Here is a 15,941-nt window from a genome sequence, read left to right as displayed (position 1 = left end):
GAGACCTGCGGATTTCGCAGGAGCGGGGCAAGTGGGGGTGTTGAAAACGTGGGTACGGCGATTAGGGTGGGTGTCTCAGAGAATGGACAGCTCGACCTGAAACAGGAGGCCGGCAGTGAGCACCGAGCTGGGACGGCTGCGCAAACTACGGAACTACATCGACGGTGAGTTCCGGGACGCCGCCGACGGACGGACCACCGAGGTGGTCAACCCCGCGACGGGCGAGGTGTACGCGACAGCGCCGCTGTCCGGGCAGGCGGACGTCGACGCCGCCATGGAGGCTGCTGCCCGGGCATTCCCCGGCTGGCGTGACACGACTCCCGCCGAGCGCCAGAAGGCCCTCCTGAAGATCGCGGACGCGTTCGAGGAGCGCGCCGAGGAGCTGATCGCCGCCGAGGTGGAGAACACCGGCAAGCCGGTCGGGCTCACCCGGTCGGAGGAGATCCCGCCGATGGTCGACCAGATCCGCTTCTTCGCGGGTGCGGCGCGGATGCTGGAGGGCCGCTCGGCCGGTGAGTACATGGAGGGCCTGACCTCGATCGTCCGCCGTGAGCCGGTCGGCGTCTGTGCGCAGGTCGCGCCCTGGAACTACCCGATGATGATGGCCGTGTGGAAGTTCGCCCCGGCCATCGCGGCGGGCAACACGGTCGTACTGAAGCCGTCGGACACGACTCCGGCGTCGACCGTCCTGATGGCCGACATCATGGGCTCGATCCTGCCCAAGGGTGTCTTCAACGTCATCACCGGTGACCGCGACACCGGCCGCATGATGGTCGAGCACGAGATCCCGGCCATGGCGTCCATCACCGGTTCGGTGCGGGCGGGCATGCAGGTCGCCGAGTCGGCGTCGAAGGACCTCAAGCGGGTCCACCTGGAGCTGGGCGGCAAGGCGCCGGTCGTCGTCTTCGAGGACACCGACATCGCCAAGGCCGTCGAGGACATCTCCGTCGCGGGCTTCTTCAACGCCGGGCAGGACTGCACGGCCGCCTGCCGTGTCCTCGTCCACGAGGCGATCCACGACGAGTTCGTCACCGCGCTCGCGAAGGCCGCCGCCGACACCAAGACGGGGCAGCCGGACGACGAGGACGTCCTCTTCGGCCCGCTCAACAACCCCAACCAGCTCAAGCAGGTCGAGGGCTTCATCGAGCGGCTGCCGGCGCACGCGCGCGTGGAGGCCGGCGGCAAGCGGGTCGGCGACAAGGGGTACTTCTTCGCTCCGACCGTCGTCTCCGGCGTCAAGCAGGACGACGAGATCATCCAGAAGGAGGTCTTCGGGCCGGTCATCACCGTGCAGTCCTTCTCCGACGAGGCGCAGGCCGTCGAGTGGGCGAACGGTGTCGAGTACGCGCTCGCGTCGTCGGTGTGGACCAAGGACCACGGGCGCGCGATGCGGATGTCCAAGGCGCTGGACTTCGGCTGCGTGTGGATCAACACGCACATTCCGCTGGTCGCGGAGATGCCGCACGGCGGGTTCAAGAAGTCGGGCTACGGCAAGGACCTCTCGTCCTACGGCTTCGACGACTACACCCGGATCAAGCACGTGATGACGTCCTTGGACGTGTAGTCGCACTCGGGCGTCGCGGCCCCGGACGGTCAAGTTCCGTCCGGGGCCGCGGTGTTCCCCGGTGACAAGGTGTCCGCTGCGGGCCCCGGCGCTCGACACGGCGTCGATTGCCCGGCGACCGGGAACGGCTGCATGCTGCGGCCATGGCCCCTCCCACGAAGAACTCGCCGCCGTCCCGCCGGACCGTGCTGCGCACGCTCGGCGCGGGCACGGTGCTGGGCGGGCTCGCGGGCTGCGGGGTGCCCGCCGCCTACGTGCCGCCCGCCGAGCGGTCCGCCGCCGATCACTCCGCCACCGACAAGCGGCTGACCTGGTCGAACTGGCCCCTGTACATCGACACCGACGAAGCGGACGAAAGCCGGCGGCCGACGCTGGAGGCGTTCCGGCGACGCACGGGTATCTCCGTCGAGTACGTCGAGGAGATCAACGACAACGACGAGTTCTTCGGCAAGCTCAGCCCCGCCCTGATGAACCGCCGGCGCACCGGTCGCGACCTCGTCGTCGTCAGCGACTGGATGTGCGCCCGGTTCGTACGGCTGGGCTGGGTGCAGGAGATGGACCGGGCGAGGCAGCCGAACGTGACGAAGTACCTGGATCCGCTGCTGCGTTCACCGGCCTTCGACCCGGGCCGCAGATTCACCGTCCCCTGGCAGTCCGGCATCACCGGCATCGCCTACAACCGCCGCAGGCTGGGCCGCGAGATACGCCGCGTGTCCGAGCTGTGGGCGGGCGACCTCAAGGGCCGGGTGACGTTGCTGTCCGGCCTGGACGAAGCCTTCGCGCTGCTCATGCAGGGCAACGGCGTCGACATCACCCGGTGGGCCACGGACGACTTCCACACCGTCTGCGACCAGGTCGAGCGGCAGGTGCGCAGGGGCCAGATCCGCCGCTTCACCGGCAACGACTACATCAAGGACCTGTCCAGCGGCGATGTGCTGGCCTGCCAGGCGTACTCCGGCGACGTCATCCAGCTCCAGGCGGACGACCCCGACATCCGCTTCGTGGTCCCCGAGGAGGGCGCCGAGCTGTGGTCGGAGTCCCTGATGATCCCCAACCTGGCCCGCCACAAGACCAACGCCGAGCGGCTGGTCGACCACTACTACGAGCCCGAGGTCGCCGCGGAGCTGGCCGCGTGGGTCAACTACGTCTGCCCGGTCCCGGCCGCCCGGGAGGTACTGGCCTCCGCCAAGGACCAGGAGAGGGCCGCCCTCGCCGAGGACCCGCTGATCTTCCCGGACGCGGCGATGCGTGAGCGCCTCGCCGTCGCGCGGGACATCACCCCTGGGGAGCGGGCGGTCCTCGCCGACCGGTGGAACGCGATCGCGGGGCTGTAGCCGCATCGCCTAGCTGCCGTGACCGGGAAGGCCGGTGTCTCCTCGTCAGGACGGGCGAGCAGGCGCGCTCAGGTGGCGCCGCCATGTCTCACCCCCCGCACGTCCCGCGGTAGCCGTACCCCGGCAGCAGCCGTCGCCACCGCTGTCGGTCCACCGGCCCCACCACGCCGCACAGGTCCGCCACCCGGTCGGCGATGTCCGGGTCCCACAGCCTGACCGTGCCGTCGTTGCCCGCGCTGGCGACCGTCCTGCCGTCCGGGCTGTACGCGACGCTCCACACCGCCCGGGTGTGCCCGGTCAGCGTGGCGACGAGCCGGTGCCCCCGGGGGTCCCACAGCCGTACCGTGCGGTCGTTGCCGCTGCTGACGAGGGAGTTGCCGTCGGGGCTGAAGGCCAGGCCCCGTACCGATCCGGTGTGCCGGGCGAGCAGTGCCGTAACCCGGGCCCGGGCCACGTCCCATACGCGGACGACACCGTCGTTGCCGCTGCTGGCGAGGGTGCGTCCGTCGGGGGCGAAGGCGACGGCGCGTACCGAGCCGCCGTGGGCGGTCAGGACGGTGGCCGGGCGGGCACCCGACACCGTCCACAGGCGCAGGGTGAGGTCGTCGCCGCCGCTGACGAGCGTGGCGCTGTCGGCGCTGAAGGCCAGGCAGTTCACGAAGTCGGTGTGCCCGGTGAGTACGTGGGCGGCGGGCGTCCGCGCCGGGATGCCGGTGCCCGACATCCGCCACAGCCGCACCGTGCGGTCGGCGCTCGCCGAGGCCAGCCAACGGCCGTCCGGGCTGAACGCCACGTCGAAGACGGCACGGGTGTGCCCGGTGAGTACGACGGGGGCGGCGCCCTCTCTTGCCGCGACGGGCCACAGCCGTACGGTGTGGTCCGCGCCGGCCGAGGCGAGCCACCGGCCGTCCGGGCTGAACGCCACCGAGTAGGCGGCGCCGCTGTGGCCGGTCAGGGTGCGGATGCCGGTACGGCGTGCCACGTCCCAGAGTTGGACGGAGCCGTCCGTCGCCGCCGAGGCGAGCAGGCGTCCGTCGGGGCTGAAGTCGGCCGTCCACAGCTCGTCGACCGGGTAGCTGCCGAGTGTGTGGCCGGTGAGGTCCCACAGGGCGACGGTGCCGTCGAATCCCGCCGTCGCCAGCAGGTCGCCGTCCGCCGCGACGGCGATCACGTAGTCGGTGTGCCCGGAGAGCGTGTCGATCGCGCGGTGGGTGTGGACGTCCCAGCGGACGATCGTGCCGTCGCCCCCGGCGGAGACCACCGTGTGGCCGCCGGGCCCGAAGGCGAGCCCGTTCACATCGTCGTCGTGGCCCGACAGGACGGCGCTCCGGCTGAGTGCCGCCGGGTCCCACAGCCGTACGGTGCGGTCCGCGCCGCCGGAGGCGAGGACCCGGCCGTCGGCGCTGAACGCCACGGCGAGGGCGTCCCCGCTGTGCCCCCGCAGGACGCCGTTTCCGCGGTGGGTGCGCGGATTCCACAGCCGTACGGTGCGGTCGGCGCCCGCGCTGGCAAGCCGGGATCCGTCGGGGGCGTACGCCAGCGCGAGAACGTCGTCGGTGTGGCCCTTCAGCAGGGCTGTCTGCCGCCGGGTCCGGGTGTCCCACAGCCGTACCGTGCCGTCCTTGCCGGCGGAGGCCAGGGAACGTCCGTCGGGTGCGAAGGCCACGGCGCGGACCGGGCCCCGGTGGGCTGTCAGCACGGCGGTCTGGCGCCGGTCGGACACCGACCAGAGCCTGATCGTCGCGTCCGAACCGGCCGAGGCGAGGGTGCGTCCGTCCGGCGAGAACGCCACGGAGCGCACGGGTGCCCGGTGGCCGGTCAGCGTCCCCGCGACGCGCCGGGTCCGGGTGTCCCACAGTCGTACGGTGCCGTCGGAACTGGCCGACGCCAGCAGCCGTCGGCCCAGGCCGAAGACCACGCCGTTCACCGGTCCCCGGTGACCGGTGAGACGGCCGGCGAAGGCGTTGGCCTGGGTGCTGAGCAGCGCGCTGCGCGCCTCCGTGGTGGGCGCGGTGCGGTAGGCGGACTCGGCCAGCAGCATCGAGGCCTCCGGGTGCCCGAACGCCAGTTGGGCGGAGCGGGCCGCCATGGCCTGGGACATGGCCGTCCTGCGCTGCTCGTCGGCGGAGATGCGCTGCTGGAGAACCGTTCCGCCGGCCAGGAGGGCCAGGGCGAGCAGCACGGCGAGGACGACGAGTCCGGTCCGCTGCTGACGGACCCGGCGCCGCGCCAGACGCCGGCGCAGGTCCTCCTCGCGCTCGGAGGCGCGCAGGAAGTCGGTCTCCACGGGAGCCGGCACGCTGTCCCGGCCGCTGGGACCGGCCGCCCATTCCCGGGCCGCCGTCAGCCGCGCCCCGCGGTAGAGGAGTCCCGGGTCGCGGTTCTCGCGGTCCCATTCCCGGGCGGCGGCGCCCAGTTGCTGGTGCACGAGCAGATCGGCGCGCGTCGTGTGGATCCAGGTGCGCAGCCTCGGCCACGCTCGCAGCAGCGCCTCGTGCACCAGCTCGACGCGGTCGGCGTCCACGGTCAGCAGCCGGGCCGTCACCAGGGTGTCGAGGGTGGCACGCGCGGCTGCGGGATCGGGCAGCCCGTCGAGCAGGTCGGAGGTGGTGCGCGGTCTCCGGGATGCCTCGTTGTCCTCCCCGACGCGCACCAGCCGCAACAGCAGCCTGCGGGCGGCGTCCTGCCTGGCCGGTGACAGCGCGGCGAACAGGTTCTCGGCGGCGGTGGCGACGGAGCCGTGGATCCCGCCCGTCTCCAAATATCCCGCTACGGTCATGGTGGAGTCGGTGCGCCGCTGCCAGGTCTCCCGCAGGGCGTGCCCGAGCAGCGGAAGCACCCCGGGCCGCCCGCCGGGTACGGCCGTGTCCGGGCCGCTGCCGGCGGACGCGGCGGGGGTGTCGACCGCCCCCAGGTCACGCAACAGCAGCTCGACCAGCCCCGGTTCCAGGCCCGTCCCGGTCGCCCTGGCCGGACGTACGATGCACTCCCGCAGTTCGTCCGCGGTCATCGCGCCCAGCGCGAACAGCCCGTCGCTGACGACCGGAACGAGGGTCGGGTACTCCAGACAGCGCCCGGTGACATCGGCGCGCACCCCGAGGACGACGGCGAACGTGCCCCCGTCCGCTCCCGGTTCGCCGCCGCCCGTGGTCGCCAGTGTGGTGAGCGCCTCGATGTAGGACCGGCGTTCCGCCTCGTCGTCGCAGAGGGTGAAGACCTCCTCGAACTGGTCGACGATGATGACGCCGCCGCCGTGGCGGGCTCGGGCGGGCGTGGCGGTCGTGGCGGCCCAGGAGCGCAGGGCCGTCACCAGCCGGTCCGCCCGCTCGTCGGGCGGGCCCTCGTCGTGCAGATGGTCCAGCATGCCGGCGGGCAGGGCGGTGCGGAATGCCTGCCGGAGTGCGGACAGCGGGTGCGCGGTGGGAGTGCACATGACACTGGAGAAGGCGCCGCCGACGTCCTCGGGCTGTTCGGCGAGAGCGGGTACGAGCCCTGCCCCCAACAGCGAGGACTTGCCGGCCCCGGAGAGCGCCACGACGGCCACCGGTCCCTTGCCGAACCGCTGGCCGAGACGCTCGACGAGCATCGCGACGGCCCGCTCCCGGCCGAAGAACCGGCCCGCGTCGGACGGACCGAACGAGGACAGCCCCGGGTAGGGGCTGTCCTCTTCGTCGCCCCCCGCCTGCCCCCGGTCCCCCTCGCCCGGGGCGGGTGGCAGCAGGGCGAGCAGCGCGCCGTCGGCCTCCAACGCCTCGTCGCACAACCGCGCGACGTCGCGGTTGACGGGCTTTCGGCCCGTCTCGATCTTGCTCAGATATCCCTTGCTGTAGTGCGTGATCCGGGCCAGGTCCGTCAGCGAGAGGCCGCGCTCCACGCGCAGTTCGCGCAGCGCCGTGCCGAAGGACGCATGCGGAGGCCGCCGTCGGGTGACGGCGGCCGGCGAGTGCGCGGACCCGCCGTCCCTGTGGTCCATGAGTGGTGTGCCCCCGAGGCCGACGGCGCGGTGGAACGCCGTTCTGTGCCGCCGAGTGGTCAGGTCGGCGGGCGTGGTCTGGGGGATGTTACGCAGGGGACAGGGACGGCGGTTCTTCGGCGTGACGTGAAGTGACGTGTGTCACACGGGCTTGGGGCGTCGGCCGGCGCGGCCGGTCAGGAAGCCCCCGGGGGCACGCAGTTGCGGACTCCGTCCAGCCACGCGTCCCCCCGCATGTAGATGTTGCTGATCCAGCCCTGGTACTCGGGGAGATACGACCAGACGTCGTTGGTGTACCCCTCGGCCGTGACCGACTCCGCGTGCTTCTGGCAGGAGACCGCCACCCCGGTCGGACCGGAGAGCCGGGTCACGACACCCGCGCTGGTGGAGGGAGTGCTCCGGATCGTCACCCCGGTGCCCCAGGTGCTGTGGGCGTGCGCGCCGACCGGCGTCGCGGTGCCCCTGCCGTCGCAGGCCGGGACACCCGCGAGCCAGGCGTCACCCTGCATGTAGATGTTGGTGATCCAGCCGCCGTACTGCGGAAGATAGGACCAGGCGTCGTTGGTGTACCCCTCGGACGTCACGGTCTGGGCGCGCATCTGGCAGCTGACGGCGACCGAGGTCGGACCGGCCAGCCGGGCCACCGTGGTCCCGTTGGTGGTGGACGGCTGGGAACGGATCGCCACGCCCGTGCCCCAGGTGCCGTACGTGCCGCCCTGGGTCGCGTTGCCTCCTCCGCCGGGGCCGATCTCCGAGTCGTGGTCGGCGCCGGAGCAGGTGGGCACCTCCGGCAGCCAGGCCGGTCCCTTGAGGAAGATGTTGCTGATCCAGCCGCCGCGGTTGGACAGATACGTCCAGGCGTCGTTGGTGTAGCCCTCGGCGGTGACGCGCTCCCCACGCTGCTGGCACTTGGCGTACACGATGTCCGGTCCGGACAGCCGGGTCACCAGGGCCGACGAGAGGTTGGGGTGCCGGCGCACGGCGACGTCCGTGCCCCAGGTCGCCTGGAGCGTGCCGTCGTAGCCCGTGGGCTCCGTGAACGGGCTGCCCTGGGGCATCCGCGTGACCCCGACCAGACGGTTGTCGTCGATGCGGGACTCGATGTCGATCACGCGGATCGGCTTCTGCGACTGGTAGGCCTCGACGACATAGCCGTCCCCGAGGTAGAGCATCACGTGGCTGATCTTTTCCACCCTGCCGCCGACCGCGGTGAACACCAGGTCGCCGGGCTCCATGTCGGACACGGCCGGCTTGCCTCCGCCGGCGCCCTTGACCTGCTGGTACGTCCGTCCCGCGCCGACGTACATGTCATAGGCCGTACCCCCGCCGAGGATGTCGCGCCCGGTCGCCTTGTACCAGGCCCAGCGGGCGAGGCCCGAGCAGTCGAAGCCACGGGTCTGGGGGTCGAGCTGGGTCTCCCTGATGCCTTCCAGGGTCTTCCAGTCCAGCGTGCCGTAACTCTGGCCCGGCGCCGGTCCGTGACCGCCGCCCCATGTGTACAGCGTGCGCGCACGCCATTCCGCGCAGGCCGCGTCGATGGCACGGCGCGCCTCGGGCGAGGCGATGCCCTGCACGGCGCACCAGTTCTGCTCCCCCCTGCCGGCCGCCTGGGCGGCGGTCGTCGGGAGGAGGGCCAGGAGGAGGGTCGTCACCAATATGGTGACCAGCCCCGCTCCCCGGCGCAGTGTTCTCATCCGGTTCTCCTCTCGCGGCCGGGCCACGGTCTCGTGGCGCCGACAGTCCGGACCGCGTCGATCAGACCCCCGTGTGGCTCAGGGGAAGCAAGCAGGACAGGCCTCACCGTGGCCTCGGCGAACGGGCGAGGACCAGGGGTTTCCTGTTGCCTCTTGTGGCGATCACCGGGAAACCCCTGTTCCTTCCCCCGCTCCGGTCGGCTCAGCCGCGCCAGATCTTGATGTAACTCACCGCGTCGTTGAGCGTGTCGCCGACGTAGGACACGGAACGGCTGCTGAAGGAGCCGTTGCCCCGCGGGCCGCTCAGGAACGACCGGTTGCAGCCGCCGTCGAGGAGGAACGACGACAGATGCGTCGACCAGTAACTGTTCGGGCTGAAGCTGTAGCCCGCGGAGTCGCAGGGCCCGGCGCTGCCGTAGACCTTGGTGTACGTGCCGCCGTAGTCGGCGTGCTCGGCCCAGGTCATCAGCTCCGTCTGCGCGCGCGGCGCGGCCGCCGCGGCCCGGGCGGAGGCATCGGCGCCCTTGAAGCACTTGTACGAGCTGACGTCGGAGACTCTCTCGCCGGCCTTCACCTCGTCGAGGACGAGCACACAGTGGGTCGTCGTGGCGGTGGGTGCGGTGCCGGCCGCGAGCGCGGGGCTGCCCACGGCCAGCACACAGGCGGCCGACGCGAGGGCGAGAGCGGTACGGGACATGTTCACGCGCATGTTCACGCGGTTCTCCAGGGGTGCGTCACGGACGTCGGACGGGGACGGGGACAGGGATGTGGACGAGAGCGCGGACGCGGGCGTGGCCGGGTGTCGGCCTACCACCACGACGTGCAGTGGATGCCGGAGCGGGTCGAACCGCAGGCGCGGAACTTCCAGTTGGGGTCGTTGCTGGTGCGCTGGGCCGCGCTCGTCTTGTTCTCGCCGTTCCGCGAGGTGAACGGGCCGCACTGGAGCCAGTTATGGCCGCCGTCCTGGGACCAGTCCATCCACACCTGGTTGCCCGGCTGTACGTCACCGGCGATGAGGGCCCAGCCGCGCTGGACACCGCGGATGTTGCCGTACTGCAGGCTGATGTTGATGCCCTCGGAGTACAGCGTCACCTGGCGGGCCATGGTGTCGTAGGCGTTGTCGGAGATGTCGATGAAGCCCTTGCTGCCGCCCTCGCAGTCGGACGCGGCGGCCTGCGCGCCGCTCGCCGGCCCGAGAAGCGTCATTCCGCCCGCGAGCAGCACCGCGGCGGTCGTCGCGGAGAAGCCCTTGCGTTTCCTACTGATCACTGGCCCAGACCCTTACGTGAGTACCGATGGTTCGACGCGGCTCACGTTGTCGTCGGGGACGTACGGCGACCAGGGGTTTCCCCGGGGTTTCCCGTTGCCCGAGCGTTGGGAAACGGCGAGTCAGAGGTAGGACCGGCGATGCACGGCCGTGCGGCCCACCGTGGCCGCCAGTTTGCGCAGTCGGCGCCAGTCCAGACGGGGGCCGCGCTCCGGGACGCCGGGGCGGTGGCGGGGGACGCGGACGCGCAGGGCGCCGGGTACGACGCGGCAGCGGACGGGGGCGGGCAGGACGAGGGCCTCGCCGTCGACGCCGGCCTCGATCTGCGGCCGGTCGGCCTCGATGACCACCTCGGTCGCGGTGAGGATGGTGAGGCCGCCCGGCGCGGAGTCCAGCAGGAGTGCGGCGGCCTCGGCGGCGTTGTCCACCCTGATGCCGAGCACACCGAGGACGGCGGCGTCGAGACGGTCACGGCGGCCGAGCCCGAAGGGGTCGTCGGTGCGGTAGGGGTTGTTGCTGACCAGCACGGCGTGCGGGTGGGTGAGCGTCTTGCCGCCCGCGTGGGCGGTCAGCAGCGGCCCTTGCTGTCGGGTGAGCAGGTCGGGCAGCAGCTCCAGACTGGTACCGATCTTGTCGTCGCGGTAGCCGGGGCTCTGCACGATGGCCGCGTACGCCCCGAACGAGGCGTTGTTGACGAAGGGCTGGTCCCCGGCGAAGCCGAGGTCGACGCGGAGTTCCACACCGTCGGTCAGCGCGTCCAGGCAACGTGACGGGTCGTCGCGGTCGAGGCCCAGGTCCATGGCGAAGTGGTTGCGGGTGCCCGCGCTGATCACCAGGAACGGTAGGCCGTGCTCGGCGGCGACCGCCGCGACCAGCGCCTGGGTGCCGTCACCGCCCGCGACGCCCAGCAGGTCGGCCCCGTCGGCCACGGCCTTGCGGGCGAGGGCGGTGACGTCCTGGTGCTGGTCCGGGTCGAGCAGGACGACGTGCGCGCCGAGTCGTTCGGCCTTCTCCTTGAGAGCGAAACGGCCCACCTTCCCGCCGCCCGAGCGCGGATTCATGATCAGGTACGGGCGCAGAGCCCGTGCGGCCTTCCGCTCCCGCATCACGCGCACCCGGGGACTGCCGGTGCCCTGCAGCGCGTGCCGGCCGCTCCAGACGGCCACCGCCCACAACGCCACCGATGTCGGCAGCGTCCAGGACAGGGTGGCCGCGAACAGGGCGACCAGGGCGGCCGGCAGCGCCACGGCCCAAGCGGCCGCCACCCAGCGGACCGGGCCGCGAAGGGTGAGGGTCCACCATGCGGCCACCGCGCTGACGCCCAGTCCGGCGGCGCCGGCCACCAGCAGCAGGACGCCGCCGATCCCGCCGTAGGCGAGCGGCACGAGCAGCGCGAGCGCCGCCGCGGCCAACGCCGTCCGCGCCGCCCACCGCTGTTCGCGGTAGGCCCGATCGCTCAGGTCCAAGCCCATGACTCCTCCGTCCGCCGCGGACATCGTAGGGCCGGCCCATGAACGGGCGGGACGGCGGAGGCGGGAGGTGCCGAGGCGGCAAAGGGCGAGGCGGGAAGGGCCGGGGAGCGACCGGACGACCCCGGAACCGCTTTTGAACATGTTCAACAGTGGGCGTACGCTACCCCGCATGAGCGACAGAGCCGCCCTGCTCAAGGGCATCCGCGTCTGGCTGGTCTTCTTCGTCGTCTGCCTGGTGCTCAGCGGCGCCACGGCCTTCCCCCTCGTCCACGAACTGCGCTGGACCGAGGACCTGTTGCGCGGCCTGTCCGCACCGGAGCACCTCCCCGGCCTCATGGACTGGATCGAGCGGGTCCGGCGCGGCCTCGACACCGCCGACGCCGACTACCCCTTCCTCCTCTACGGCACCGACTGGCTGGCCTTCGCCCACCTCGTGATCGCGGTGGCCTTCTACGGCCCCTACCGCGACCCGGTCCGCAACATCTGGGTCGTCGAGTTCGGGATGATCGCCTGCGCGGGCATCGTCCCGCTCGCCCTGATCTGCGGCCCCGTCCGCGGCATCCCCTTCTGGTGGACGGTGATCGACATGGCGTTCGGCGTCTTCGGGGTGATCCCGCTGTACGTCGTACGCAAGAAGATCAAGCGGCTGGAGGCGCTGACCCGGTCGCCCGCGACCCCGGCCGCCGTCGCCGTCAGCGGTTGAACGCGGGGAAGGCGAAGCGCATGGCGATGGCCTCGCCGTCGCCGCGGGCGTCGGTGGAGTTGACCGAGTAGACCACCGTGCGGGACAGGTCGCTGGTGGCCGCCACGACCGTGTGGTACCCGGGCCGGGATCCCGTCTTGGCCCAGACCTTCCGGCCGTTCACCTCGTACGGCCGGAAGGGAGCGGCCATCGTGGCGCCCGGTACGTCCGGCACCGCGAACATCTCCTTCAACTGCGGTTCGGGCACCACCCGCCCGCGGAACACCCCCACCAGCAGCCTTTCGAGGTCCGCGGTCGTCGAGATCATGTCCCCCGCGGCCCATCGGTCGGACATGTTCCAGTCGGTCACGTCCCGCAACTCGCCGTCGATCCAGTCGTACCCCCGGTTGTGCGGACCGTGGACACGGGGGTCGGGGCCGTCGGGGAACGAGGTGTGCCGCATGCCGAGCGGCCGGAAGATCCGTACGGACGCCTGATGGGCGTACGAGTCGCCGGTGACCTTCTCTATCAGCATGGCGAGCACCGTGTAGTGGATGTTGCCGTAGCTCTGGTGCTCACCGGGGCCGTGGTCGGGGTCCGGGCCCTTGGCGACCGACGCGGCGACGACCTCCTCGGGCGTCAGCGTCTCGAAGCGGTGCGGGTACATGTCCTCGGTGGTGTCACCGAGCGACGCCCCGGGCTGGAGACCGCTGGTGAAGTTCAGCAACTGCCGTACGGTGATCGGCTCGAACTCCTCGGTCAGCAGTCCGGGCAGGTACTCCTGCACCGTGCCGTCCAGGGAGATCCGCTTCTCGGCGGCGAGCTGCAGCGCGATCGCCGCGGTCACGACCTTCGTCGTCGAACCGGCACGGAACCGGGCGTTCTCCAGCGCCGGGGCCCCGGTTCTCACATCCCGCACCCCGGCCACCCCGTGCCAGCTCCCCTTGCCGCCGACGCGGACCAGCGCGGCCGTCGCGTCCTTGTCGGGCAGTCCGGCGAGCGCGGCACACAGGGCCTTGACGTCGGGTCCTTCCTTCGGGGCCGCCTCGATCGCCTGCGTGCTGCACGACGAGGACGCGGGCCGCGCGGAGGCCGTCCCGGCCAGCGGCAGCGCCGTCAGGGTCAGGATCAGCGCGGAGGTGAGGAGGGCGGGCAGGGGGCGTACGGGCATCAACTGCTCCTGAAATCGACGGGATGCGCGGTGCGAGCGTCCGGTGGACGGTGCGTGATCATCGTCGCGTCGTCCCCGGGCCGGCCGAATCGTCGGTAGGGAGGGGCCGCGCCCCTGGGGTGTCCCGGAGCAAGTGCTCCACCGGGCAAGGGTGTTGTCAGGGATCGCCCGTACGGGCCACGGAGGGACACGGCCCGCGCCGCGGAGGGACGCCGCCCCAGGGGCCGGCGGTGGAGCGGGGCCGTCGCAGAAAAGTGTTATCGCCGCCTTCTCCACCGCGTCTCCACTCCGGAAACGGAATGTGATCTCCGATATGGCCGGTGGTGCCGGTCGGGCTGAGAAGGTGCGTACGGGTAGCGGATGACCGGGGAGAGGACGTACGTGGACGAGGGGGCCGTCCGGCAGTGGCGCTCCACCATCGCGGCGGCGCAGGCCGGTGACCGGCAGGCGCTGGACGAACTGGTCGAGGGCTGGCTGCCGCTGGTCTACAACGTCGTCGGACGCGCCCTGAACGGCCACGCCGACGTCGACGACGTCGTCCAGGAGACCATGCTGCGCGCCGTCGACAACCTCGGCTCGTTGCGCGACCCGGACAGCTTCCGCTCCTGGCTCGTCGCCATCGCGATGCGGCAGATACGGGACCGGGCGCGGCGCAGACAGCCCGCCCGCCTCGACGAGTCGGCCGCGCAGGAGGCCACCGACTCCGCCGAACTCACCGTGCTGCGACTCCAGTTGGAGGGGCAGCGGCGCGAGGTCGCGCAGGCCGTGCGCTGGCTGGACGACGAGGACCGCCAGCTGTTGTCGCTGTGGTGGCTGGAGGTGGCGGGCGAGCTGACCCGGCGCGAACTGGCCGCGGCGGCCGGGATCAGCAGGCAGCACGCGGCGGTGCGCGTCCAGCGCGTGAAGGAACGGCTGGAGACCGCCCGCGGAATCGTCCGCGCGCTGGACGGCGCCTGCCCCGACCTGCGCGAGCTGACCGCCCGCTGGACCGGGCGCCCCGACTCGGTCTGGCGCAAGCGACTGGCCCGGCACATCCGGGGCTGCGGCTACTGCGGCGGCACCCGCGAGTTGGTCGTACCGGCGGAACGGCTCCTCGTCGGCATCGCGCTCGTCCCCGTCCCGGTCGGCTTCACCCTGTCGCTCGCCCTCGGCGGCAAGACGGCCGCCGCGGCCGTCGCCACGGCGAAGTCCGTGGGCTGGTCGGCCAAGGTGATGGCCGCGCTCACCCAGCCCGCCGTGGCGGTGACGGCCGGCGCGACGATGGTCGCGGGCGGCGCGTACGTCGTCACGCAGACCCCGCACACCCCACCGCGTGCGACCGCCCCCACGACACCGGGCGCGGCTCCCTCGCCGTCGCCGACACCCCGTCTGTCGCCGCCGGCCCTGCCCTCACCGTCGCCGTCGGTGACCCGGAAGGTCGAGCCGTACGGCACGGTCGTCGACACCGCCGACCGCGCCCCCGCACCCGGCACCCCGCCCAGGGCCCTCCCACGCCGTCCCGAGTCCGGCATCACCAGCACCGGCGGCCGACAGGCCGTGATGCAGCACCGCGGCGACAGCGTGACGCTCAGCGGAGAGGGCTACGTCCTGGTGCGCTGGCAGATCTCGCCGCATTCCCGCCCCGGCGCGCTGGTCATGCCGACGTGGACCGGTCTGCGGGGCAAGCTCTTCCATGTCGCCTCCGGCGGCGGCCGCCGCATGGACGACGTCGTCGGGGACGGCTCCGACCGCGGCTACGTCACCGGCATGGGCGGCCCCGGCATCGGCTACGCGGTCCTGCCGGACGGCACCCAGCAGATGTGGCAGAACGAGTACTTCTATCTGGACGGCACGGTCGTCCTCACCCAGAACGAGCGCGGCTGCGACTACGGCCTGACCGTCTTCCCCTCGACCTGGGCCGAGGCGAACGAGGACGTGCGGTACGGCCCCGCGCAGGGCGCCGTCCGCTACGGCCTGGTCCGCGACGACGGCGAGGACACCGCCCCGGTCCCGCAGTACGTGACCCGGGGGACACCGGCCGACCCGGCCACGGTGCCTCAGCGCTCGCGCGTGTAGCGGTCCCGCGGCCCCGACCAGGCGGTGCGCAGGCCGAGCAGGACGTCGACACGGTTCGTCGTGATCGAGTCGACCCCGAGGGCCAGCAGCCGGCGCATGGAGCGGCGGGTGTCCGGGGTCCAGACGGACAGCAGGTGGCCGCTGCGGTGGACGCGCTCGGCGAGCGCCCTGCCGACCAGCCCGAAGCGGTAGTTGAGCCAGCGCGGGCGTACCGCGTCCAGCAGCACCGGGCGCGGCGGGGCCGAGGTCGTCCAGGTCAGGGCGATCTCGGCGGCCGGGTCGGCGGCCCGCACCGCGAGCATGGCGGGAGCGCCCGCACAGTAGTACACGCGGTCCTGTGCACCGCACTCGCGCACGACGTCCACCACCCGCCGGGCGGCCCGCACATCGGGCGTACCCGGCAGGTCGAGCATCACCCGGCTCCCGCCGCACGCCGCCAGCGCCTCCCGCAGCGTCGGCACCCCGCCCGCCGTCAGCCCCCGCACCTCGGCCGCCGACAGCGCCGGCAGCGGCCGGTCCAGCTCCCACAGCCGCTTCAGCGTCTGGTCGTGCAACAGCACCGGCACGCCGTCCCGGGTGAGCCGTACGTCGATCTCCACCGCGTCCGCGCCGAGTTCGAGCGCGGAGCGCAGTGAGTCCAGCGTGTTCTCGCGGACGCGGTAGGGGTCGCCTCGGTGGGCGACGGCGGTCACGTTCTGCATGGGGACATTGTGGTGGCCCGGGTGACCC

The 15,941-nt window shown here is 72.3% G+C and carries 11 protein-coding genes; 4 read left to right on the top strand and 7 right to left on the bottom strand.

Annotated features, from left to right (window positions below; genetic code table 11):
- The first annotated feature begins 115 nt into the window (after window positions 1-115).
- The gene (locus ACFYNL_RS12015) at window positions 116-1,564 is read left to right on the top strand and encodes a gamma-aminobutyraldehyde dehydrogenase (protein ID WP_388800810.1); all 1,449 of its coding nucleotides are present in this window, start codon (window positions 116-118) and stop codon (window positions 1,562-1,564) included.
- A 143-nt stretch (window positions 1,565-1,707) separates the two neighbouring features.
- Window positions 1,708-2,898, top strand: a complete 1,191-nt coding sequence (locus ACFYNL_RS12010; protein WP_388800808.1) for a PotD/PotF family extracellular solute-binding protein — start codon at window positions 1,708-1,710, stop codon at window positions 2,896-2,898.
- 88 nt (window positions 2,899-2,986) lie between these two features.
- Here the strand turns inward: ACFYNL_RS12010 and ACFYNL_RS12005 are convergent, their stop codons facing one another.
- The 5 genes from ACFYNL_RS12005 to ACFYNL_RS11985 all read right to left on the bottom strand — a co-directional run bounded on the left by ACFYNL_RS12005 (window position 2,987) and on the right by ACFYNL_RS11985 (window position 11,304).
- Window positions 2,987-6,871 carry a helix-turn-helix domain-containing protein gene (locus ACFYNL_RS12005; protein WP_388800805.1) on the bottom strand — a complete coding sequence of 1,295 codons (3,885 nt, stop codon included), beginning with the start codon at window positions 6,869-6,871 and terminating at the stop codon, window positions 2,987-2,989.
- A gap of 176 nt (window positions 6,872-7,047) precedes the next feature.
- Entirely contained in the window at window positions 7,048-8,565 is a 1,518-nt protein-coding gene (locus ACFYNL_RS12000) for an NlpC/P60 family protein (protein ID WP_388800802.1), read from the bottom strand.
- 202 nt (window positions 8,566-8,767) lie between these two features.
- On the bottom strand, window positions 8,768-9,280 hold the full coding sequence (locus tag ACFYNL_RS11995) for a hypothetical protein (protein WP_388800799.1): 513 nt from the start codon (window positions 9,278-9,280) through the stop codon (window positions 8,768-8,770).
- Window positions 9,281-9,372: 92 nt separating this feature from the next.
- Window positions 9,373-9,834 carry a hypothetical protein gene (locus tag ACFYNL_RS11990; protein ID WP_388800796.1) on the bottom strand — a complete coding sequence of 154 codons (462 nt, stop codon included), beginning with the start codon at window positions 9,832-9,834 and terminating at the stop codon, window positions 9,373-9,375.
- Between the two features lie 120 nt (window positions 9,835-9,954).
- Window positions 9,955-11,304 carry a diacylglycerol/lipid kinase family protein gene (locus ACFYNL_RS11985; RefSeq protein ID WP_388800794.1) on the bottom strand — a complete coding sequence of 450 codons (1,350 nt, stop codon included), beginning with the start codon at window positions 11,302-11,304 and terminating at the stop codon, window positions 9,955-9,957.
- A 169-nt stretch (window positions 11,305-11,473) separates the two neighbouring features.
- Between ACFYNL_RS11985 and ACFYNL_RS11980 the strand changes: the two genes are divergently transcribed.
- Entirely contained in the window at window positions 11,474-12,007 is a 534-nt protein-coding gene (locus tag ACFYNL_RS11980; RefSeq protein ID WP_388800791.1) for a hypothetical protein, read from the top strand.
- Here the strand turns inward: ACFYNL_RS11980 and ACFYNL_RS11975 are convergent.
- On the bottom strand, window positions 11,997-13,157 hold the full coding sequence (locus tag ACFYNL_RS11975) for a serine hydrolase domain-containing protein (protein ID WP_388800788.1): 1,161 nt from the start codon (window positions 13,155-13,157) through the stop codon (window positions 11,997-11,999). The genes ACFYNL_RS11980 and ACFYNL_RS11975 overlap by 11 nt on opposite strands.
- A gap of 360 nt (window positions 13,158-13,517) precedes the next feature.
- Here ACFYNL_RS11975 and ACFYNL_RS11970 point away from each other — a divergent pair, with 360 nt between their 5' ends.
- Window positions 13,518-15,212 (top strand): sigma-70 family RNA polymerase sigma factor, encoded by a 1,695-nt coding sequence (locus ACFYNL_RS11970; RefSeq protein WP_388800785.1) that lies wholly within the window; start codon window positions 13,518-13,520, stop codon window positions 15,210-15,212.
- Here ACFYNL_RS11970 and ACFYNL_RS11965 read toward each other — a convergent pair.
- Window positions 15,194-15,913, bottom strand: coding sequence for a glycerophosphodiester phosphodiesterase (locus ACFYNL_RS11965; protein ID WP_388800782.1), 720 nt, complete (start codon window positions 15,911-15,913; stop codon window positions 15,194-15,196). The two genes, ACFYNL_RS11970 and ACFYNL_RS11965, sit on opposite strands and share 19 nt — an antisense overlap.
- Window positions 15,914-15,941 lie beyond the last annotated feature (28 nt).

Origin of the sequence: Streptomyces sp. NPDC007808 (assembly GCF_042868655.1) — a bacterium.
Lineage (GTDB): Bacteria > Actinomycetota > Actinomycetes > Streptomycetales > Streptomycetaceae > Streptomyces.
Note: the sequence above shows the minus strand (reverse complement) of the source record. Positions and strands in the feature narration are given on the sequence as shown.